The following is an 18580-nucleotide window of genomic DNA, read 5'->3' on the forward strand; positions in this document are numbered from 1 at the left end:
GCCGCCCCGTATACGGGCGGTTTCCAGGAGGGACCCATGGATTTCGGCTAGTAGTGGCTTGTAAGCCCGCAGATCGGCCAACCGCAGCGTAGTCGCACACCCACAGGCGCGAGAACCAGCCATTCCGACTCCGAGATGCAATCAGGCGTTGTCAGCTCGGGTTAGAATCTGCCAGCATCGGAACATGAACGGCCAGTGCCGCAAAACACTCACAACCTCGAGCAGTCGATCTTTTCGCAGGGCAGCACCAGTGGAGTGAGCAATGTCGACAGAATGGACAAACATCCAAATCATGGAGTGCCAATCCGAGATTGGCGCGACGGTCACCGTGTTCAAGCAATCCGACGGAGAGCATCAACGCTACGTCTTGGGGAATGGACGCCCTATCGCCGCCCACCAGGATGGAACATTTACCATCCCGAATTCCAATACTGTTCTCAGCATCACGAGCTTCTAAACGAAAACGCCCGGGCGGAATTCTCCCCCGGGCGCAAAAACTTTCGATGATACCAAGATGGCCGGAAGCGTAGCGACTGCGGCTAGCTACTGCTCTATGCGGCTTTCGTCGTTACTCGGTCGGGGCGGTGGTGCCCATACCCGTGCCTTCGGTCCCGTTGTTCATCTCGGTCCCAGTGGCGCCCATAGCATCGCCGGTCGCCGGCGGGGGCGTCTGCTTGTCGCGATACTGGTATTCGGGAGCGGCATCAGCCTCTTCGCGCGTCATCGCCAGCTGAATGGCATCACCATCATATTGGATGTCCAGTTCGCTGTAATCGACTGCGATGTCTTTCTCACCCATGCCAAGGAAGCCACCCACGCCGAGGATAACTGCCGTGATCTGACCATCCTCGGTGATGATGAAGTCCTTGATGCTGCCGATGGTTTCACCATCCGGCGACGTCACGCTGGTGCTGAGCAGCCAGTCACCGAGCATCTCGGCACTATCCTGCTGTGAAACGACTGCATCGGAGGTCGCCACAGGTGCAGCGGCATCATCCGTCGCGTCGTCCATGGTCGCGGTGCCGTCCGTCTGCTCGGCCTGCTCGGCGGGCGCTTCTGCGGGATCCTCGGCGGCGGGCGCGTCGGTAGACATGTCAGCGCCGCTATCCGGTGCCTCGCTTTCCATCTGTTCTGCGGGCGCTTGGTCGGTCGGCGCCAAAGTCGTCTCCTGAGCCCAGAGAGGACCGGCGGCGAAGGGAAGCGCAAACACGGAGATGTACAGATACTTTTTCATGGTCTTCATCCTTCTTGGGTATACGGCAAGAACCCTGAAGCAGGCGTCGACGTTCCGGACCTCGTCGATCCCAAGCGGAATTCCACTGCATTATCCGGCTTCTGGCGGCGAAACCCTGCCCACAATCGCGCCATGCGCCGCGATCCGGAACCAGCTCTGTCATCGAGCGTTCATCGCGCCTGTCGGTATCCAGAAAGCATCGCGCCCGGAGGGATTTCTCCTCCGGGCGCGGAAACTCTCGATGATGCCAAAATGACCAGAAGCGCAGAGGCCGTCAACCCCTCCCGCGCCACACCATCGTCCGCCGCCCTGCCATTCCGTCGACGACGCACAGAAGCGCAGACAGCAGGCCGACGATATCACGCGCCTCGTAGTCGTCGATGACCACCCTGAGCGCCTCGGAGCGCGCTGCCTTGTCGGTATACCCGAGCCAGCCCTCAAGCCGCATAATGGCCGAAGTCGCAGCCCGCTGCTTCTCTTCGTCGGTGCGCTCGTCGATCGGCGGCGTCTCGGCATCAGCTGACATCGCCTCGATGGGGGTGAGCAAGCGTAGACACTTGGCGTGACGAGCCGGTGCCCCAATTGCCCGGTCATGTGCGACCTGCACGCGCCGCATATGCTGGATGGCATCCCAGAGCCTGGCGCGTTCATCGTGATCGCTCACTGCTGCTGCCATAGCTCGTCCGGCAGCGCAGCCATACCAGGGCGCTCGAGCTTCACGTCGCCCGGCGGCGTGGTGCGTCAGGCCGTTTTGACGGCAGCGCACGGCCAGCAGCGCAGCCGACGGGTCTCGATCATCTACCATTCTCTTGGCTCGACCATTCGGCTCGCGCCTCTTGACCGGCGCTAACCCAGGCATCCCGGCCAGTTCTTTCTTCGCTCGGCGCCGCGCGCCCTTGCTATAGATCTTCATCCTGCTCTCGCCCTTTTCCGGCAGTTCTTAATTTTGCGCTTGCGGCAGCAGCGCCATCGCCCGACGCTCCATGCCTTCGTACCAGCGCAGCCACTTCTCATCGCCGTCCCGAGCCATGCCCCTGCGCAACCGATCGCGCACAAGCTCGACCTGACGGTTCCATTCTTCAGCCTTCACGCGGATTGCACGGCGCTCGCCGTCGTTGATCGGCGGGCGTTTGCGCTTTTCCAGAAACCGGAACTCCGCAACCAGCACGCCCTCGAGCAGCGCTTGCGGCCCGCGGGCTGACCGAAACCAGCTGAGGATTGTCGGGTGCTCTTCGATCGGGCGCGGCGCGACGGCATCGGCAACCACGCAGATCGTCGCCATCGACGGCCAAGCATCCCGGGCCTTCCCCTCGCCACGGTACCGCAGCATGTCGCGCAGCGTCCCGAGTTGCTCATCCGTCATGTAGGTCAGCGCGTCGGCGAGCTTCACCAAGAAGGCGTCGTGCGCATTGAGCTTCACATTCCCCGGCTTGCGGAAGCCATGCTCGGTCAGCGGCTCGATCAGCAGGCGCCTCACCCTGCCCCTCTTCGTTTCGGTGGTGGTCTGCTCTTCCGTCATGGCCATCCCCTTCTCTCAGCAAATCCTGAGTTATCCACAGGCGTCAGCGGTCGGTTTGAGGTCCGAGCGGAAATCTCTTTTCATTTCTGTCTCTTCTCCTCTCTTAGAGCCGACAGAATGTCCGAAGTTCTGTCACGCTTCTGAACAGTTCTGTCACACGTGACAAAACCGGTTGTTTCTTCATCTGCGGTAATCGGTGGTCCCAAGGTGCTCCATACCCTCGAGGATGCGCACGGCGGTGCGGTTGCCGTGCGGGTAGGTATCGAGAAGCCAGCGGTGCAGCATCACGATGTAGCGTGGGTTCGAGGCCAGGTTCTTGGAGCCAATATCCTCGACGCTCTTGCGCAGGCGGCTGAGCGCCTGGCGCTCCTGATCGGCCGACTTGCGATCCTGATCCTTGTGCTTCCACTTGAGCGCGTCGAGCGCCACGCCCGTGACAAAGCGGTTCATCAGCCGGATTTCCCCCGTGCCGATGATCCGGCACCGCGTCCAGCCGTGGAGCGGGCTGATCTTCCGGCGCAGGTAGCCTTCCCATCGCGCTAGAGGGATGTCCATCATCCACGCTTGCCGCTGCGGCTCGGCGGGGATTGTGCCAACCGGGTCCTGCAGTTGACACTTGGACCAGAGCGCGAGCGCGAGGCCGATGACCTCCCAGTCTTCGATCTCTTTGCAAGCCTTGAAGAAGTCGCTCTCGAGAAAGGATGTGTGATGGAGCTTGAAGTAGCTGTGGGTCTCCAAGCGCTCGCCGGCCGGAACGGGGTACTCGGGAAGATCGGTGACGTCCGACACGCGGGTCAGGTTCACGGTGTTCATCATGCTCTCCCCTTGGAATACGCCTGAGCGCGCAGCTCCCACAGGGCCGCCATTTCAACCTCGAGCGCGTATTTCGCCGCGCCGAACGCGATGTCGTTGCTGTGCAATCGCGCCGCCATCACCTCGCGGGCGCGGGTGTGCGCAAGGGCGACGTCATCGCCAGGCGCGACATGCGGAAAGGCGTCGAGCGCATCGCTCAGCGCCATGATGGTGCCGCCGCAAAACGTCATGCCGCCCTTGTGCAGGGCAAGCGCCGTCGCGGCGATCACGAAGGATGCGCGAGCGGAGAAGGTCATTGGCCCGCCCTCCGCGCAGCGCCGCCGGTCATTCCGGCCCGATGGAGCATCCGCCAGACGGTGGTTCGCCCGACGCCCAAAGCGGTCGCGATGTCATCCAGCTTTGCGCCGGATCGCCGCATCTTCACCGCGCGGTCATCGCCGCCATTGCGAAGACGGGGCCGAACACCGTTGGGAAGTGGATCGCCGTCACGCTTGAGGGCGCGCGATAGGCGCCCCCGACTGCATCCGGCTCGATCTGCGACATGCTCGAGCGACAAGCCGGACCGCCGCAGCTGGCGGGCCTTCTGAATGTCGATTGACGTAATGTCTGCCATGGCCATCTCCGTCACCAATAGGCAGCGGACAGGTCCGCCCCTCCCTCAGCCGCTTCATCCGCCTCTCTGACGCGGTTGGTGCGGACTCGAACCTGGTGACTCGCGAGACCGCTGGACTTCGCGATTTCACCGCTGAACGTGCCGCCGGCCCGGCTTTTGACGAGTGCGAGGAGCGCCTCATCGTCGGAACGTGTCGGGGTGCGATAAGCCATGGGCGTTCCTCAGAAGAAGGCCGGGGCCGAAGCCCCGGCAGTTCCGACAGGAAAACGCGGGGCATTCAGCCGCACGCGGCCCCGCTTCGCGCCACGCACGGAGAACGGCATCCCCCGAGCGACTGAATTGACGTGCGGGCCGGACACCGCGTTTGCGATGCAAGGCGGCGTCATGCCGCCCTCCGCTCGCCCATCTCCGCCTCAAGCGCCGTCGACAGGGCCGCGCCGTGCTCGACCATGGCGATCAGAACCTTGTCCGCCGACGGGCGGTTGGTGGCGTTCCACCAGTTGCAGGCGGTGGAGAACCGCACCTCGAAATGCGCGGCGACCTCTTCCGGGTTCCGGAATTCGGCGTGCAGGAACCGGCACCAGACCTCAGGAGCTGTCACCCGAACAGCGAACCGGTCCAGAATCTTGGGTCGGGACTGGCGCGGCGTCCGCGCGGCAGGTTGGGCTGGAGACTCATTCGAAGCAACGAGGTGTAATTTCATGCTGCATTCCCTTTCGGTGCATGCGCCAAGGCCAGTTCGTCGGCGGATACCGGTATTCCCCGGGATGCAGCGCCCAAGATTAGCGCATGCCAGTACTTTGAGGGGATGCTCTGCCGCTTCACCCAACGGTGAACCGCAATCAGCGCGAGATCAGAGTCAGCAACGCGTGCATCGTCCAGGACCGCGCGCCGGTCGGGCCATTCTTCCAGAATTTCAGAGACGGTTCGTTGGATCATGACCAAGATGGTTATGACCAATTCGGTCATCTGTCCAGCGCCAATCTTGGTTATTGAGACCGATTTGGTCAGCGAGGATCGTGACCGGATGAAAACTCAGCCCAAAACCCCCCTCCCTCGCGAACTCGCTGAAGCCATGCGACCCGAAAGCATCGGGCACCGCCTCCGCCTACTTCGGGAGTCTCAAGAGCTTTCACCTGCCGAGATGGCAGACCTGCTGGGGATCGAACGCACCTATTGGTCTCGGTTCGAGAATGGGCGGCGAGCCATAAACGAGACCACGGCTGCCCTTCTAGTCGCGCAATTCGGCGTCACCTTGGATTTTCTGATACTTGGAAGATGGGACAAGCTCCCACTCGACCTGGCGACGAAGATGCGAGACCTCGGCGAGAAATAACACTCATCCACCGACGCATCAGCCTCGATGGCGGCCAGCGCAGCCCTGAGCAACCTTGGATTGCCATCCCAATACACTAACAAGCTCCCCCGGAACATTACGTGAACAATTAAGCGGCTACACAACCTGTGGCGCAAGCGATTCGAATGTGAATGACCTTTGTGGTCATTTTTCGGATTGACAGTGACCATATTGGTCATGCAATCTGATCTCCATCAATCAATGGAGACGCTACTATGCCGGACCATACCAAATCGCAGTTCAGCGCGATCGCCGCTGGCCTCACGAACCCAGAACTCCCCCAGACCCTCCCTTCCGCTGCGCACCAGCTCTGGCTGACCGCCAAGGAACTCCGCGGCGCGCCGATTGACGGCGAGCGCCTGCAGCGCCTGGAAGCGATGCCGTCGCATTACCCGATGGCTTCCGCTGGTGAGGCTACGCTTGGAGAGGTCGCAACCGGCCTCGAGCGGGCGCGCCCTGCGATCAGCAAGGCAGTCGAGGAAGCCCGCCCCAAGCACGATGCTCGGCGCGCAGGCTTCCTGACCCGGTTTCTTCCCCACCACCCGGGCGGCGACGCGGCGTGAGCCGCGTCCATCGCTCGACATCACCCCCGCGACCCCATGGCAGGCGGCATCCCGATGCAGGCACGTTCATCCTCCCTCCCATCGCCTGAGCGCGGAGAGGCAGCGAGAGCAGAAGCCACCACTCACGGACACCACGCCCTCTGTCTCTCACAGGCCCGCGCAGTCGTCGCGGATGTCGCCTGCCATGGGATCGCCGAGATCACCCGCGCCTGCGCGGTGATCGCGGATCGCACAGACGATCCCAGCGAAGCGCATTCGGCCCGCGCGCTGCGCGGCATTCTGGAAGGAGAGCAGACGTGATCAGCAACGCCATCCGCCACCGCGAGCGGTATCTCGACGATTTTTTCAGAGGCATGTGCTGGGGCCTCGGCTTCGCGCTCGGCGCGGCCTGCGTCGGAATCCTCGCGGTCGTGGTGCCCTTTCTCTGATGGGGGATCATCCGAACCCCGATGATGTCTTCCGCGCCAACTCAAAGATCGCGCGGGACGCTTTGGACAAGCTCGCCAGGGAACTGCGCACGGAAGACCAGCACGACCGCGCGGCGATCTGCGAGAGCGCCAGCCGCGTGATCGACACCACCAGCCGGGGCTACATGCTCGCGACAGAAGAGGTCAGGCGCCTAAGCCCGATCGAGGATCCGTTCTGGATGGTCTGCCGCAAGCCTCGACACCCTGACGCGAAGACTGAGCCAAAGCGCCGGTTTCCTCGCATCGAGGCTGCACGTGATGAAGCGCGCCGACTGGCATGCGCCCTTGGCGTTTCTTTCGTCATCCTGGTCGCGATCGAGGAGATCGCGCCGCAGGACACCAAACCGGGGCGCCTGCCCCACTGAATGCAGGGCATGAGGCCCACATCCCCTCGCCGCGAGCCAGCATGGATCGTCTCTGCCCCCAAAGACGAACGCGGCGAGGGGCCACAATCCCAAGAGGACTGAGCATGCTGATGCCCCACGATGCCGACTTTCAGGTAGACACCGCAGGCGCCGACATGGCGCGCGCGGCGTCGCGCAAGCGCACCCCCATGAAGGAGACCGCCGAGGACAAAGCGGTTTCCGATGGCGCCTTCGGCGTCGCCGCCGGCGAGCTGAAGCAATTCATCGAACGTTTTGAGCGCCTCGAGATCGAGAAGAAAGAGGTCGCCGACCAGCAGAAGGAGGTCATGGCCGAGGCCAAGGGGCGCGGCTACGACACCAAGGTCATGCGCAAGGTCATCGCCCTGCGCAAGCGGGACCCCAATGACGTCGCCGAGGAAGAGGCGGTGTTCGAGATGTACAAAGCCGCGATGGGGATGGCGTGATGGAGACATTCAACCATCTCCCGCCCGAACATCTGGAAGCCGTCGGACAAGCGCGTCTTGGCGACACCGCTCCCCGGAAGTCCGCAGCCTTTCCGCCCCTCAGAGACCAGGAAGGCCAGGTCTTCGGCGAGGGCTCGCAGGAGCAGCCCCGCGCCGCGCGTGCGCCGTTGCCGTCGGGCTGGTGGGCAGCGGTCCTGATCTTCGGCATCATCGTGACCGGCGGCATATGGGTGATCTGCGCCGGGGTCGAGCAGCTTGGCGTGATGATCCGCGCGATGGCGGCGTTCATCGAGGCGCCCTTCTGATGCGCGACACCTTCGATTTCCCCGAGCCGCCCGATCGCGCCTTCACCGGCCTGCCGCTGATCGTCGACAGCTTCGCCGGCGGCGGCGGGGCTAGCACCGGCATCGAGATGGCGCTTGGCCGCGGGCCCGACATCGCGATCAACCACAACCCGGCGGCGCTGGCGCTGCACGCGGCGAACCACCCCGAGACGCTGCACCTGTCCGAAAACGTCTACCGCGTCGATCCGCTCGACCACCTGGCAGGCAAGCACATCGGCCTGATGTGGTTCAGCCCGGACTGCAAGCACTTCAGCAAGGCCAAAGGCGGCAAGCCAGTGGCGCGGAACATCCGCGACCTCGCGTGGATCATCCCCGGGTGGATCGAGCGCATTCAGAAGAGTGGCGGGCGCGTCGACGTGGTGCTGATGGAGAACGTCGAGGAGTTCGCAGGCTGGGGCCCGCTGATCGAGACCGAGCGCGGCTTGATGCCCTGCCCGGTGCGCAAGGGCGAAACCTTTGACGCCTGGTGCAAGGCGATCCGCAAGCTCGGCGGTAAGATCGAGCGTCGCGAGCTGAAGGCCTGCGACTACGGCGCCCCGACCATCCGCAAGAGGCTCTTCGTCGCCATCCGCTTCGACGGGCAGCGCATCGTCTGGCCCGAACCGACGCATGGAGCGCCAGACTCGGACGAGGTGAAGGCAGGCAAGCTGCAGCCGTGGCGGACCGCCGCGGAATGCATCGACTGGTCGCTGCCCTGCCCGAGCATCTTCGACAGCAAGGCCGAGGTGATGGAAAAGCACGGCCTCCGCGCCGTGCGCCCGCTGGCCGACAACACCCTCGCCCGCGTGGCCAAGGGCCTGCGCCGCTACGTGCTCGACGCCGAGCGGCCCTTCCTGGTCAATCTGACCCATGGGGCGCGGACCGAGGATCTCGACGATCCGATGCGCACCGTTACCGGCGCGAACCGCGGCGAGAAGGCGCTGGTCACCCCGTCGCTGGTGAGCATCGCCCACGGCGACAGCGGCGGGCGCCGGGAATACCCGCTGACCGAGCCGCACGGCGTGGTCACGGCGGGCGGCATCTCGCACGCCGTGGTCGCACCAACTCTGATGCGCCACTTCGGCGCTTCGGTCGCGGCCGACATCGCGGCCCCGGCACCGACGATCGTGGCCGGAGGCGGCGGCAAGACCGCACTCGTCGCCCCGTCCATCGCCAAGTTCATGACCGGCGCCACCGGTAGCGACATCGCAGCCCCGCTCCCCACGGTCACCGCCAAAAGCTACCTAAAGCGCCCGGGTGGCGCGGCACCGCTCGGCATCCTCGCGCCGCTGCTGGCCAGCCTGAAGGGCACCACGCGCCGCATGGGCCCCGTGGCGCAGCCTCACCCCACCATCTGCGCTGAAGGCAACCACAGCGCCGTCGTGGCGCCGGTGCTGACCTACGCGCAGCAGGGCGGACGCTGCCGGTCGATCGAGAATCCGCATCACACGATCTGCGCGAGCAAGAAGGACCAGAACAGCATGATCGCCGCGACCATGGTGCATGTCGGAAACGGCGAGCGGAAGGGCCAGGCGCCCCGCGCGCTCGACATCACCGCGCCGCTGAACACCGTCGTCGCCGGCGGCGTGAAGCAATACCCGGTCGCGGCCTACCTCGCCCAGCAGAACAACGACGGGCGCCGGGCCAACGACTTCAATCCCGGCCGCCCGGCGGACGCGCCGGTCTCGACCGTCACCAGCTCCGGCAGCCACCAGACGCCCGTGGCCGCATGGTTGGCGAAATACTACGGCACCGGCGACGGCGCGCCCGCCACCGAGCCCATGCACACGATCACCACCAAGGACCGGATCGTGCCCATGCAGGCCGAACTCGCCGCGCCGCCCTTCGACGAGGCGCACGCACCCCGGGCCCGCCAGGTCGCCGATCTGCTGCGCCAGCACGGGCTCTGGGATGAACGCGAGTTCGTCACTGTAGAGATCGACGGCACATCCTTCGTCATCGTCGACGTGGGCATGCGGATGCTCACCCCGCGCGAGCTGTTCAACGCGCAAGGCTTCCCGGCCGACTACGTCATCGAGGGCGTCTGGCGCGAGCGCGGCGGTGAGTTGGAGTTCGAGGCCTTCCCGAAGGACGTGCAGGTTTCGTGCGTCGGGAACAGCGTCTGCCCGCCTCTGGCCGAGGCACTGGTGCGGTCGAACTGTGCGCACCTGGTCGAAGCTGAGGAGGTAGCGGCGTGAGCGTTTTCACCACCAAAAGCCCCGGAATGGGGCAAGTGTCCAAACCGGGGCGACTGGTAAAACATAATCAATGGCTTCAATTCATTGCCCTCACTCTCAGCACCGGCGAAATTCCGGCGTTCGTGACCAAGATGTCTGCGGGCTCGTCAGTCCACTCACGGACCTCGTTCACGCTGCGTCACTTTCTTGCCTCAGTCGAGAAGGCTCATCCCCAGATTGCTAAGATTCCTGTGGATAACAACCGCCGGAAAATCCGCTCTCTAGATGTGGTGGGGTTGGCAGCATGACCGTCTACGTCGACGACATGTATCGCTCCCAGATGGGCCGCTTCCGGCACATGAAGATGAGCCACATGATCGCGGACAGCACCGACGAACTGCTCGCCATGGCGGACCAGATCGGCCTGAAGCGGAAATGGCTGCAGAAGGCCGGAACCGCAGACGAGCATTTCGACATCGGCATGGGTCTCCGCGCCAAGGCGGTCGCCGACGGTGCGGTCGAGGTCACCATGCGCGAGCTCGCGATGAAGTGCCAGGCGCGGAGGTCACCACCATGACCGATCTCCTCGCCGCCTTCGTCATCATCTGCGCCGCAATCCGCCCGGTCCACATGCTGATGAGGCTCCCCGCCACCAAAGCGCGCCGCCGCGCGATCCAGCAGTTCTACCAGTCCAGCTAACCCCGATAGAAGGAGCCAGAGGCATGCCCCCCGATCGCATGACCCATGTGCAGCCCGCCGAGTTCGCCGTCGAGGCCCGACCTCTGGCATATGTCAGCGCGAAGACGCTTGGCGTCTTGATGGACATCTCCGAGAGCACGATCTGGGACTGGACGCGCAAGGGCCACTTGCCCAAGCCACGGAAGATGCCGAGCGGTGCGACCCGATGGAAGTGGTCGGAGGTTGAAAAATTCATCGATGGCGCGGCAGAGTCGCCCGACGATGCCGATCCAATCCTGAGGGCAAGCCGTGGCCGGTGACATCCGCCTTGAGAAGTATGTTCAGCGCAAGGTTGCGCGGGGGAGGGAGTACTTCTTCTTCCGGGTGGTGCGTCAGGGTCAGGAGCTCCGCCGCCCGCTCCCGCATCCGTTCGATGCTGAATACCGCGCAGCTTATAACGCGGCGCACCACGAGGCCTTCGGCACCGTCCCGGGAGAGTTCGAGAGCCCAAAGGCCATCGCCCGCCTCATCAGAGACCACAAGGACAGCGCGAGATATGCAAAGCTGCCCAAGGCCAGCCGCCTCCTTCGGGACTACGCTCTAGACTTGATGGTCGACCGCTGGGGCGCCTTCGACGCTGACCAAATCCGACCCATACATGTGCAGGCGGTCTACGACAGCCTTTCCGAACGCCCCGCAACTGCGAACCGCCGCCTTGACGACATGAGCGCAGTGTTCAGCTGGGGCAGGACGAGAGGCTTTGCAGACGACAACCCCTGCCGCCGGATCGAGCGCGTGCAAAGCGAAGAGAGCTACGAGCCATGGCCTGATGACCGGCTCGAAATCCTGATCGGACAAGGCAAACGACACATCGTGAAGGTCGCCCTAGTCGCGCTCTACACCGGGCAACGCCGCGCTGATGTGATCGGCATGTGCGAGACCCAGATTCGAGACGGCATCTGGACCATCGAGCAGGGCAAGACCGGCAACCCGGTGACTGTCCCGCTGCACCCAGTCGTTCTGGCGATCATTGAGGAAGAACGTGCATCACGGCGCAAGGCTCAGATCGTCGCCCCGGCTCTCCCGCTCTTGACCAACAGCCGCGGCAAACCGTGGGGAAAAGGCTTCGGCGCCTCTTGGACCAAAGAGCTGATCCGTCTGAAGCTGAGGCCACAGTCCGTCGAGGAAATCGAAGCCGGGCAGTTCCGCCCGACCTTCCACGGACTGCGCACGACGAACGCAACAGTCATCGCGAACACCGTCGCCAGAAGCCCCGAGCTGTTCGGAGGCATCCAGCGTGTTCAGGCAATGCTCGGGCACCTGTCTGAGCGCATGTCGAAGCACTACGCTAGACGCGCGGAGGTTGAGCACTTGAACCGCGAGACGGTGCTACTGCTACCAGACTTTGGGAAACAGAATCCCGAAAGTGGGAAACATGAAGACGGTGAGGCCGCTAAGTGATTGAAAATGGTGGGTGATGAGGGACTCGAACCCCCGACATCTTCGGTGTAAACGAAGCGCTCTACCAACTGAGCTAATCACCCGTGAAGCGCGGTTTAGACAAGCTTCGGGCGGCTTTCAAGTCTGATCCTTCGTCATCGCATCGATCCAGACGCGCGGCCCCGGGCCCTCTCGACCGCGGCGGTCCGAGGGATTGTAGAGCGGGCAGGTCTCCAGCGACAGGCAGCCGCAGCCGATGCAGCCATCGAGCTCGTCGCGGAGTTGTTCGAGCTGGGCAATCCGCTCGTCGAGCTGCGCTCGCCAGCCGCGTGAGACCGCCTGCCAGTCAGCCTTGGAGACCGCCCTGTCGCGCGGCAGGGCGGCGAGCCTATCACGAATTTCCGCCAGCGGGATCCCGAGCTGCTGTGCCATGCGGATCACCGCGATCCGGCGCAGCTCGCGGCGATCGTAGCGGCGATGGTTCGCCTCGGTACGCCAGCTTTCGATGAGTCCCTCGGATTCGTAGAAATGGAGCGTCGAGACAGCGACCCCCGCGCGGGCGGCAACCTCGCCGACGCTGAGGTCATTGTGGCGCGAACGGCCGGCGGCTCGGGACATAGATATCTCCTCCTGGATGAGAATGGCGCTTGACCTCAAGTGGACTTGAGGATGCAGGATCGCAGGCGTTCCGCGACTCTGCAAGGAGAGAGACAGTGACCGCACTCAGACCAAAGACGACGCAGCCCCGCCCGAGACCTCGGATTGTCGAGCTGTTCCAGCGCTGGAGGACAGCGCGCCGGATTGCACGGCGCAGCGCCGAGCTGCGCAGTGATCCCTGGCTCGCGCGCGACGCGGGGCTGGCCGACGGTGGCCCGCCGCCCCCGCCGCCGCAGCGCTACCGCGGTTGAACCGCTGTGCTGAAACGAGAAGAGGCGCACCTCGGGAAAACCGGACAGTGCGCCTCTTGGAAGAATGGTGGGTGATAAGAGATTTGAACTCCTGACATCTTCGATGTGAACGAAGCGCTCTACCACTGAGCTAATCACCCGGTAGGCGGGCTTTTACTCATATGACATGGGGGGCGCAAGAGGGATCGGGGCAAAAAACCCACAAATTTTTGGGCCTGCCGCCACGACATCCATGGCAGCTTCGGCGCTGCGGCGCACCGCCCCGGCTGGCAGGGATTTCAAGCACCCTTTCGCCGTGATGCTGATGCGGGGCCACACGGAATACGTTGTCCCAGAAGAAGCGCGCAGCCGGGGGCGCGGCTGGCATGGCGCGTGTTCGTGCTGGCGGAGGCAGCGGGTGAAACGCGAAGGGGCGGACCCGAAGGTCCGCCCCTGAAGCTCTGTGCGGTGGCGCCGGTTAGTGCGCCGTGGCGCCGGTGGCCTTGTCTTCGTTGGCGCGCAGGGCGGCTGCGGCCTCTTCGGCCTCCTCGTCCCACTCGATGGGTTCGGGCTTGCCGATGAGCGCCATTTCCAGCACCTCGGAGACGTGCTTGACCGGGATGATTTCGAGACCCGTCTTCACGTTCTCCGGCAGCTCGGCGAGGTCCTTCTCGTTCTCCTCTGGGATGAACACCGTCTTGATGCCCCCCCGCAGGGCCGCGAGCAGTTTCTCCTTGAGCCCGCCGATGGCGGAGGCATTGCCGCGCAGGGTCACTTCGCCCGTCATGGCGATGTCCTTGCGCACCGGAAGGCCGGTCAGCACCGAAACGATCGCCGTCACCATCGCGAGGCCGGCTGAAGGGCCGTCCTTGGGCGTGGCACCATCCGGCACGTGCACGTGGATGTCCATCTTGTCGAACTTCGGCGGCTTCACCCCGAGCTGCGGCGAGATGGAACGGACGTAGCTGGACGCTGCCTCGATCGACTCCTTCATCACGTCGCCGAGCTTGCCGGTGGTCTTCATCCGGCCCTTGCCCGGCAGGCGCAGCGCCTCGATCTGCAAGAGGTCGCCGCCCACCGAGGTATAGGCGAGGCCGGTGACCACACCCACCTGGTTCTCATCCTCGGCCAGACCGTAACGGAACTTCTTCACGCCAAGGAAGTCGTCGAGGTTCTCGCGCGTGACTTCCACGTGCTTGGTCTCGCCCTTGACGATCTTGGTCACGGCCTTCCGGGCGATCTTCGCCACCTCGCGCTCGAGGTTCCGCACACCGGCCTCGCGCGTGTAGTAGCGCAGGATGTCGGTGAGCGCCTCGTCGGTGATGGTGAACTCGCCCTTCTTCAGGCCATGCGCCTTGATCTGCTTGTCGAGCAGGTGGCGCTTGGCGATCTCGAGCTTCTCGTCCTCGGTGTAGCCCGAGAGCGGGATGATCTCCATCCGATCAAGCAGCGGCCCGGGCATGTTGTACGAGTTCGAGGTCGTCACGAACATGACGTTCGACAGATCGTATTCCACTTCGAGGTAGTGGTCGACGAAGGTGCCGTTCTGTTCGGGGTCGAGCACCTCGAGCATCGCCGAAGCCGGATCGCCACGGAAGTCCTGACCCATCTTGTCGATCTCGTCGAGCAGGATGAGCGGGTTGGTGGTCTTCGCCTTCTTCAGTGCCTGGATGATCTTGCCCGGCATCGAGCCGATGTAGGTCCGGCGGTGGCCGCGGATCTCGGACTCGTCACGCACCCCGCCCAGCGAGATGCGGATGAACTCGCGCCCGGTGGCCTTGGCCATCGACTTGCCAAGCGAGGTCTTGCCCACGCCCGGAGGGCCGACGAGGCAGAGGATCGGCCCCTTCAGCTTCTGGCTGCGCGCCTGCACCGCGAGATACTCGACGATGCGTTCCTTGACCTTGTCGAGGCTGTAGTGGTCGTGATCGAGGATCTCCTGGGCGCGACCAAGGTCCTTTTTCACGCGGCTCTTCACACCCCACGGAATGGACAGCATCCAATCGAGGTAGTTCCGCACCACGGTGGCCTCGGCGGACATCGGGCTCATGTTGCGCAGCTTCTTGAGCTCGGCCTCGGCCTTTTCCTTGGCCTCCTTCGAGAGCTTGGTGGCCTCGATCTTCTCGGCCAACTCGTTGATCTCGTTCTGGCCGTCCTCGCCGTCGCCGAGTTCCTTCTGAATGGCCTTCATCTGCTCATTCAGATAGTACTCGCGCTGGGTCTTCTCCATCTGCGACTTGACGCGGGTCTTGATCTTTTTCTCGACCTGCAGGACCGAAAGCTCGCCCTGCATCAGGCCGTAGACTTTCTCGAGCCGCTCGCTGACCGGCAGGGTTTCCAGAAGCTCCTGCTTCTGTTCCACCTCAATGCCGAGATGGCCCGCGACGAGGTCGGCGAGCTTGGCCGGATCGGTGGTTTCCGAGACCGCAGAGAGCGCCTCTTCGGGGATGTTCTTCTTGACCTTGGCGTAGCGCTCGAACTCCTCGCCGACGGTGCGCACCAGCGCGGTGATCGCGGCGGGGTCGCCCGGCATCTCGGAGAGATATTCGGCCTTGGCTTCGAAGAAGCGCTCGTTCTCAAGGTATTCGGTGATCTTGACGCGCGCCTGCCCCTCGACCAGCACCTTCACGGTACCGTCGGGCAGCTTCAGCAGCTGCAGCACGTTGGCGAGCACGCCGGTCTTGTAAATGCCGTCGGAATCGGGGTCGTCGACGGCAGGGTCGATCTGGGCGGCAAGCAGGATCTGCTTGTCGTCCGCCATCACCTCTTCCAGCGCGTGCACCGATTTCTCGCGCCCTACGAAGAGCGGCACGATCATGTGCGGGAACACGACGATGTCCCGCAGCGGCAGCACCGGATAGGATGTGTTGAGAGGCTGTTGCATACGCATTCCTTGCTACTGGCAGGACGGTCCGGCCCCGGATATCGGCGACCTCTGCCGTCCCCTGTCGAGGTATTCAGGTGGGGCGCATCCGTTAACTTTTCAAGCGCGCCAGACCCGTTTCCCACCAATGTGACGCTCCGCTGCGCCGGGTGCAAGCGGGCAATTCGTGGAAGGCGGGAGATTGCGGGGGGCGCGGTGCCAAAACCTTGAAACAGCCTTAACGGCAACACAGGAAAGCACCGGCGCCGCGCCCCCCGCCGGCCTCAGGCGGCCTCGGTCAGCGTCGGGTAGTCGGTATAGCCTTCCGCCCCACCGCCGTAGAAGGTGTCCTGATCGCCCTCGTTGAGCGGCGCCGCCTTTTCAAGGCGCGTCACGAGGTCGGGGTTCGAGATGAAGGGCCGGCCGAAGGCGACAAGGTCGGCCTTGCCCGAGGCGACGGCCTCGATGGCCATCTCGCGGTCGTAACCGTTGTTGCCCATCCAGACCCCCTCGTAGAGCGCCTGCAGCTTGTCGAGGCTCTCGCCCTCGTTCAGTGCGCGCGGGCCACCGGTGGTGCCTTCGACCACATGCAGATAGGCCAGCTTGTAGGCGTTGAGCTTGCCCACGACATACTCGAAGAGCGGCTGCGGATCGGCGTCGGTGATGCCGTTCGCGGGCGAGAAGGGCGACAGACGCAGGCCGGTGCGATCGGCGCCGATCTCGTCGGTGACCGCGTCCAGCACTTCGAAGAGGAAGCGCGCACGGTTCTCGATCGAGCCGCCGTACTGGTCCTCGCGCTGGTTGGCCCCGGTCTTGAGGAACTGGTCGATCAGATACCCGTTGGCGCCATGCACCTCGACGCCGTCAAAGCCCGCCTCGATGGCGGCTCGGGCGGCGTGGCGGTAGTCGGCGACGATGCCGGCGATCTCATCCGTCTCCAGCGCGCGAGGCGTCGAGGTCTCTTCGAATCCGTTCAGCGTAAAGGTCTTGCCGCCTGCCGCAATGGCCGAGGGCGCGACGGGCGCCTGCTCATCGGGCTGCAACGACGTGTGGCTGATCCGACCGACATGCCAGAGCTGGATGACGATCTTGCCGCCTTTGGCGTGTACGGCGTCAGTCACCTTCTTCCAGGCTTCCACCTGCCCCGGCGAGTAGATGCCCGGGGTCTGGATATACCCCTTGCCCTGCGGCGAGATCTGCGACGCCTCGGTGACGATGAGGCCGGCGCCGGCGCGCTGGCGGTAGTATTCGACGTGCAGCTCGTTCACCTCGGCGGTGTCATTGTCTGCGCGATTGCGGGTGAGCGGAGCCATCACCACGCGGTTCGCCATCTTGATGGCACCGGCGGTGAAGGCGGTAAACAGGGCCTCGGTCATGGAGCGTCTCCCTTGCATTGGGCCTAGGTAGCGCCGGGCTGACCCCGGCATCGGAGTGCAAAGATAGGAACGTGCTGCGCCGCGGCAACCGCGCAGTGCGCTGTGCGGAAATGCACGGAGGATATGGCTGGGAGCGGTTGGACCCACACGCAGAGGCGGCGCCACGTTCCCGCGGCGCCGCCTGTTGATCGATCCGGACCCCTTGCTTGGGGTGTCGCTTCAGAGCGGGGGAATGTCACCCTCGGCGCGCTGCGCGTGGAATTTCTCTTCGAAGCTGGCGAAGGTGCCGCCCGCGATGGCGTCGCGCATCCCCTGCATAAGCTCCTGGTAGTAATGCAGGTTGTGCCAGGTCAGCAGCATGCCCGAGATCATCTCCCCGGCGCGGTAGACGTGGTGCAGGTAGGCGCGCGAATAGCTGCGGCAGGCCGGGCAGCTGCAATCTTCGTCGAGCGGGCGCGGGTCGTCCTGGTGGCGGGCGTTCTTGATGTTGACCATGCCGTGCCGGGTCCACGCCTGGCCGGTCCGACCGGAACGCGAGGGCAACACGCAATCCATCATGTCGATGCCGCGCTTCACCGCGCCGACGATGTCGTCGGGCTTGCCGACGCCCATAAGGTAGCGCGGCTTGTCCTCGGGCAGCTGGCCGGGCGCGAAATCGAGCACCTTGAACATCGCCTCCTGCCCTTCGCCGACGGCGAGGCCGCCCACCGCGTAGCCGTCAAACCCGATGGAGGTCAGCGCCTCGGCGCTTTCGCCGCGCAGGTCTTCCTCGAGCCCGCCCTGCTGGATGCCGAAGAGCATGTGGCCGGGCCGGTCGCCGAAAGCGTCGCGCGAGCGCTGTGCCCACCGCATCGACAGGCGCATGCTCTGCTCGATGCGCTCGCGGTCGGCGGGAAGCGCCGGGCATTCATCGAAGCACATGACGATATCCGAGCCGAGCAACCGCTGGATCTCCATCGAGTTTTCCGGTGAGAGCATGTGCTTGGAGCCATCGATATGGCTTTTGAATGTGACCCCCTCCTCGGTGAGCTTGCGCAGCCCCGAAAGGCTCATCACCTGGAAACCCCCGGAGTCGGTCAGGATCGGACGCTCCCAGTTCATGAACTTGTGCAGCCCGCCAAGCCGCGCCACGCGCTCCGCGCCGGGGCGCAGCATCAGGTGATAGGTGTTGCCGAGCAGGATGTCGGCGCCGGTGGCGCGCACGCTCTCGGGCAGCATCGCCTTGACGGTGGCGGCGGTGCCGACGGGCATGAAGGCGGGGGTGCGGATCTCGCCGCGCGGGGTAGAGATCACCCCGGTGCGTGCGGCCCCGTCCCGGCCATGAAGGGTAAAGGAGGTCAGGCTCATGCAGTTCCTCTGCCCCAAAGCGGGGGATTTGCCAAGGGGCCAGCCCACCTGCGCGGCGCAAACCAGCCCGCGCGGAGCGTATTCGGCCGTCTCG

27 protein-coding genes and 2 tRNA genes are annotated in these 18580 nt (G+C 64.3%); 15 read left to right on the plus strand and 14 right to left on the minus strand.

From position 1 onward, the window contains the following. Window positions 1-568: 568 nt before the first annotated feature. Window positions 569-1234 carry a PRC-barrel domain-containing protein gene (locus G0D83_RS18625; protein ID WP_164196271.1) on the minus strand — a complete coding sequence of 222 codons (666 nt, stop codon included), beginning with the start codon at window positions 1232-1234 and terminating at the stop codon, window positions 569-571. On the opposite strand from G0D83_RS18625, the gene G0D83_RS18630 reads away from it, so the two are divergent. After that, entirely contained in the window at window positions 1233-1490 is a 258-nt protein-coding gene (locus G0D83_RS18630; protein ID WP_164196272.1) for a hypothetical protein, read from the plus strand. The two genes, G0D83_RS18625 and G0D83_RS18630, sit on opposite strands and share 2 nt — an antisense overlap. Before the next feature lie 18 nt (window positions 1491-1508). Here G0D83_RS18630 and G0D83_RS18635 read toward each other — a convergent pair whose 3' ends face one another. The 7 genes from G0D83_RS18635 to G0D83_RS18665 form a co-directional block, all read right to left on the minus strand. Next, window positions 1509-2147, minus strand: a complete 639-nt coding sequence (locus tag G0D83_RS18635; RefSeq protein WP_164196273.1) for a hypothetical protein — start codon at window positions 2145-2147, stop codon at window positions 1509-1511. A 27-nt stretch (window positions 2148-2174) separates the two neighbouring features. Further along, the gene (locus G0D83_RS18640) at window positions 2175-2753 is read right to left on the minus strand and encodes a hypothetical protein (RefSeq protein WP_164196274.1); all 579 of its coding nucleotides are present in this window, start codon (window positions 2751-2753) and stop codon (window positions 2175-2177) included. A 180-nt stretch (window positions 2754-2933) separates the two neighbouring features. Further along, window positions 2934-3566 carry a hypothetical protein gene (locus tag G0D83_RS18645; protein ID WP_164196275.1) on the minus strand — a complete coding sequence of 211 codons (633 nt, stop codon included), beginning with the start codon at window positions 3564-3566 and terminating at the stop codon, window positions 2934-2936. Then, on the minus strand, window positions 3566-3862 hold the full coding sequence (locus G0D83_RS18650) for a hypothetical protein (protein ID WP_164196276.1): 297 nt from the start codon (window positions 3860-3862) through the stop codon (window positions 3566-3568). Before G0D83_RS18650 ends, G0D83_RS18645 begins: the two co-directional genes overlap by 1 nt. Then, the gene (locus G0D83_RS18655; RefSeq protein ID WP_164196277.1) at window positions 3859-4179 is read right to left on the minus strand and encodes a helix-turn-helix domain-containing protein; all 321 of its coding nucleotides are present in this window, start codon (window positions 4177-4179) and stop codon (window positions 3859-3861) included. Before G0D83_RS18655 ends, G0D83_RS18650 begins: the two co-directional genes overlap by 4 nt. 11 nt (window positions 4180-4190) lie before the next feature. Then, window positions 4191-4391, minus strand: coding sequence for a hypothetical protein (locus G0D83_RS18660; protein ID WP_164196278.1), 201 nt, complete (start codon window positions 4389-4391; stop codon window positions 4191-4193). Window positions 4392-4561: 170 nt separating this feature from the next. After that, window positions 4562-4780 carry a hypothetical protein gene (locus tag G0D83_RS18665; RefSeq protein WP_164196279.1) on the minus strand — a complete coding sequence of 73 codons (219 nt, stop codon included), beginning with the start codon at window positions 4778-4780 and terminating at the stop codon, window positions 4562-4564. A 336-nt stretch (window positions 4781-5116) separates the two neighbouring features. On the opposite strand from G0D83_RS18665, the gene G0D83_RS18670 reads away from it, so the two are divergent. The 13 genes from G0D83_RS18670 (at window position 5117) to G0D83_RS32800 (ending at window position 12034) form a co-directional block, all read left to right on the plus strand. Next, window positions 5117-5515: a helix-turn-helix domain-containing protein gene (locus G0D83_RS18670; protein WP_164196280.1), complete on the plus strand. Its 399-nt coding sequence runs from the start codon at window positions 5117-5119 to the stop codon at window positions 5513-5515. 236 nt (window positions 5516-5751) lie between these two features. Beyond that, entirely contained in the window at window positions 5752-6099 is a 348-nt protein-coding gene (locus G0D83_RS18675; protein ID WP_164196281.1) for a hypothetical protein, read from the plus strand. 54 nt (window positions 6100-6153) lie between these two features. Then, a complete protein-coding gene (locus G0D83_RS18680) occupies window positions 6154-6399 on the plus strand; it encodes a hypothetical protein (RefSeq protein ID WP_164196282.1) in 246 nt (81 codons plus the stop codon). Beyond that, the gene (locus G0D83_RS32545) at window positions 6396-6527 is read left to right on the plus strand and encodes a hypothetical protein (protein WP_255455853.1); all 132 of its coding nucleotides are present in this window, start codon (window positions 6396-6398) and stop codon (window positions 6525-6527) included. The genes G0D83_RS18680 and G0D83_RS32545 overlap by 4 nt, the downstream gene beginning before the upstream one ends. Continuing rightward, complete coding sequence (locus tag G0D83_RS18685; RefSeq protein WP_164196283.1) at window positions 6527-6931, plus strand: hypothetical protein; 405 nt, start codon at window positions 6527-6529, stop codon at window positions 6929-6931. The genes G0D83_RS32545 and G0D83_RS18685 overlap by 1 nt, the downstream gene beginning before the upstream one ends. Window positions 6932-7086: 155 nt before the next feature. Beyond that, window positions 7087-7395 (plus strand): DUF2312 domain-containing protein, encoded by a 309-nt coding sequence (locus G0D83_RS18690; RefSeq protein ID WP_203595624.1) that lies wholly within the window; start codon window positions 7087-7089, stop codon window positions 7393-7395. Next, window positions 7395-7700 (plus strand): hypothetical protein, encoded by a 306-nt coding sequence (locus tag G0D83_RS18695; RefSeq protein WP_164196284.1) that lies wholly within the window; start codon window positions 7395-7397, stop codon window positions 7698-7700. The genes G0D83_RS18690 and G0D83_RS18695 overlap by 1 nt, the downstream gene beginning before the upstream one ends. Then, window positions 7700-9916 carry a DNA cytosine methyltransferase gene (locus G0D83_RS18700; protein WP_164196285.1) on the plus strand — a complete coding sequence of 739 codons (2217 nt, stop codon included), beginning with the start codon at window positions 7700-7702 and terminating at the stop codon, window positions 9914-9916. Before G0D83_RS18695 ends, G0D83_RS18700 begins: the two co-directional genes overlap by 1 nt. Next, window positions 9913-10203 (plus strand): hypothetical protein, encoded by a 291-nt coding sequence (locus G0D83_RS18705; protein WP_164196286.1) that lies wholly within the window; start codon window positions 9913-9915, stop codon window positions 10201-10203. The genes G0D83_RS18700 and G0D83_RS18705 overlap by 4 nt, the downstream gene beginning before the upstream one ends. Next, window positions 10200-10472: a DUF4031 domain-containing protein gene (locus G0D83_RS18710; protein WP_164196287.1), complete on the plus strand. Its 273-nt coding sequence runs from the start codon at window positions 10200-10202 to the stop codon at window positions 10470-10472. Before G0D83_RS18705 ends, G0D83_RS18710 begins: the two co-directional genes overlap by 4 nt. After that, window positions 10469-10594 (plus strand): hypothetical protein, encoded by a 126-nt coding sequence (locus G0D83_RS32550; RefSeq protein ID WP_255455854.1) that lies wholly within the window; start codon window positions 10469-10471, stop codon window positions 10592-10594. The genes G0D83_RS18710 and G0D83_RS32550 overlap by 4 nt, the downstream gene beginning before the upstream one ends. A gap of 23 nt (window positions 10595-10617) precedes the next feature. Continuing rightward, entirely contained in the window at window positions 10618-10893 is a 276-nt protein-coding gene (locus G0D83_RS18715; RefSeq protein WP_164196288.1) for an AlpA family transcriptional regulator, read from the plus strand. Further along, entirely contained in the window at window positions 10883-12034 is a 1152-nt protein-coding gene (locus G0D83_RS32800) for a tyrosine-type recombinase/integrase (protein WP_164196289.1), read from the plus strand. The genes G0D83_RS18715 and G0D83_RS32800 overlap by 11 nt, the downstream gene beginning before the upstream one ends. 7 nt (window positions 12035-12041) lie before the next feature. On the opposite strand, the gene G0D83_RS18725 is transcribed toward G0D83_RS32800, so the two are convergent. Continuing rightward, a tRNA-Val gene (locus G0D83_RS18725) sits at window positions 12042-12117 on the minus strand. A gap of 34 nt (window positions 12118-12151) precedes the next feature. Then, window positions 12152-12631 (minus strand): redox-sensitive transcriptional activator SoxR, encoded by a 480-nt coding sequence (gene soxR, locus G0D83_RS18730; protein ID WP_164196290.1) that lies wholly within the window; start codon window positions 12629-12631, stop codon window positions 12152-12154. A gap of 95 nt (window positions 12632-12726) precedes the next feature. Here soxR and G0D83_RS18735 point away from each other — a divergent pair, with 95 nt between their 5' ends. Beyond that, window positions 12727-12921, plus strand: a complete 195-nt coding sequence (locus tag G0D83_RS18735; RefSeq protein ID WP_164196291.1) for a hypothetical protein — start codon at window positions 12727-12729, stop codon at window positions 12919-12921. A gap of 65 nt (window positions 12922-12986) precedes the next feature. On the opposite strand, the gene G0D83_RS18740 is transcribed toward G0D83_RS18735, so the two are convergent. The 4 genes from G0D83_RS18740 to tgt form a co-directional block, all read right to left on the minus strand. Then, a tRNA-Val gene (locus tag G0D83_RS18740) sits at window positions 12987-13061 on the minus strand. A 317-nt stretch (window positions 13062-13378) separates the two neighbouring features. Then, window positions 13379-15784: an endopeptidase La gene (gene lon, locus G0D83_RS18745; RefSeq protein ID WP_164196292.1), complete on the minus strand. Its 2406-nt coding sequence runs from the start codon at window positions 15782-15784 to the stop codon at window positions 13379-13381. Between the two features lie 263 nt (window positions 15785-16047). Then, window positions 16048-17139: an alkene reductase gene (locus G0D83_RS18750; RefSeq protein WP_164196293.1), complete on the minus strand. Its 1092-nt coding sequence runs from the start codon at window positions 17137-17139 to the stop codon at window positions 16048-16050. A 219-nt stretch (window positions 17140-17358) separates the two neighbouring features. Then, window positions 17359-18486, minus strand: coding sequence for a tRNA guanosine(34) transglycosylase Tgt (gene tgt, locus G0D83_RS18755; RefSeq protein WP_164196294.1), 1128 nt, complete (start codon window positions 18484-18486; stop codon window positions 17359-17361). Between the last annotated feature and the right edge of the window lie 94 nt (window positions 18487-18580).

Origin of the sequence: Salipiger sp. PrR003 (assembly GCF_010500785.1) — a bacterium.
Classification (GTDB): Bacteria; Pseudomonadota; Alphaproteobacteria; order Rhodobacterales; family Rhodobacteraceae; genus Salipiger; species Salipiger pacificus_A.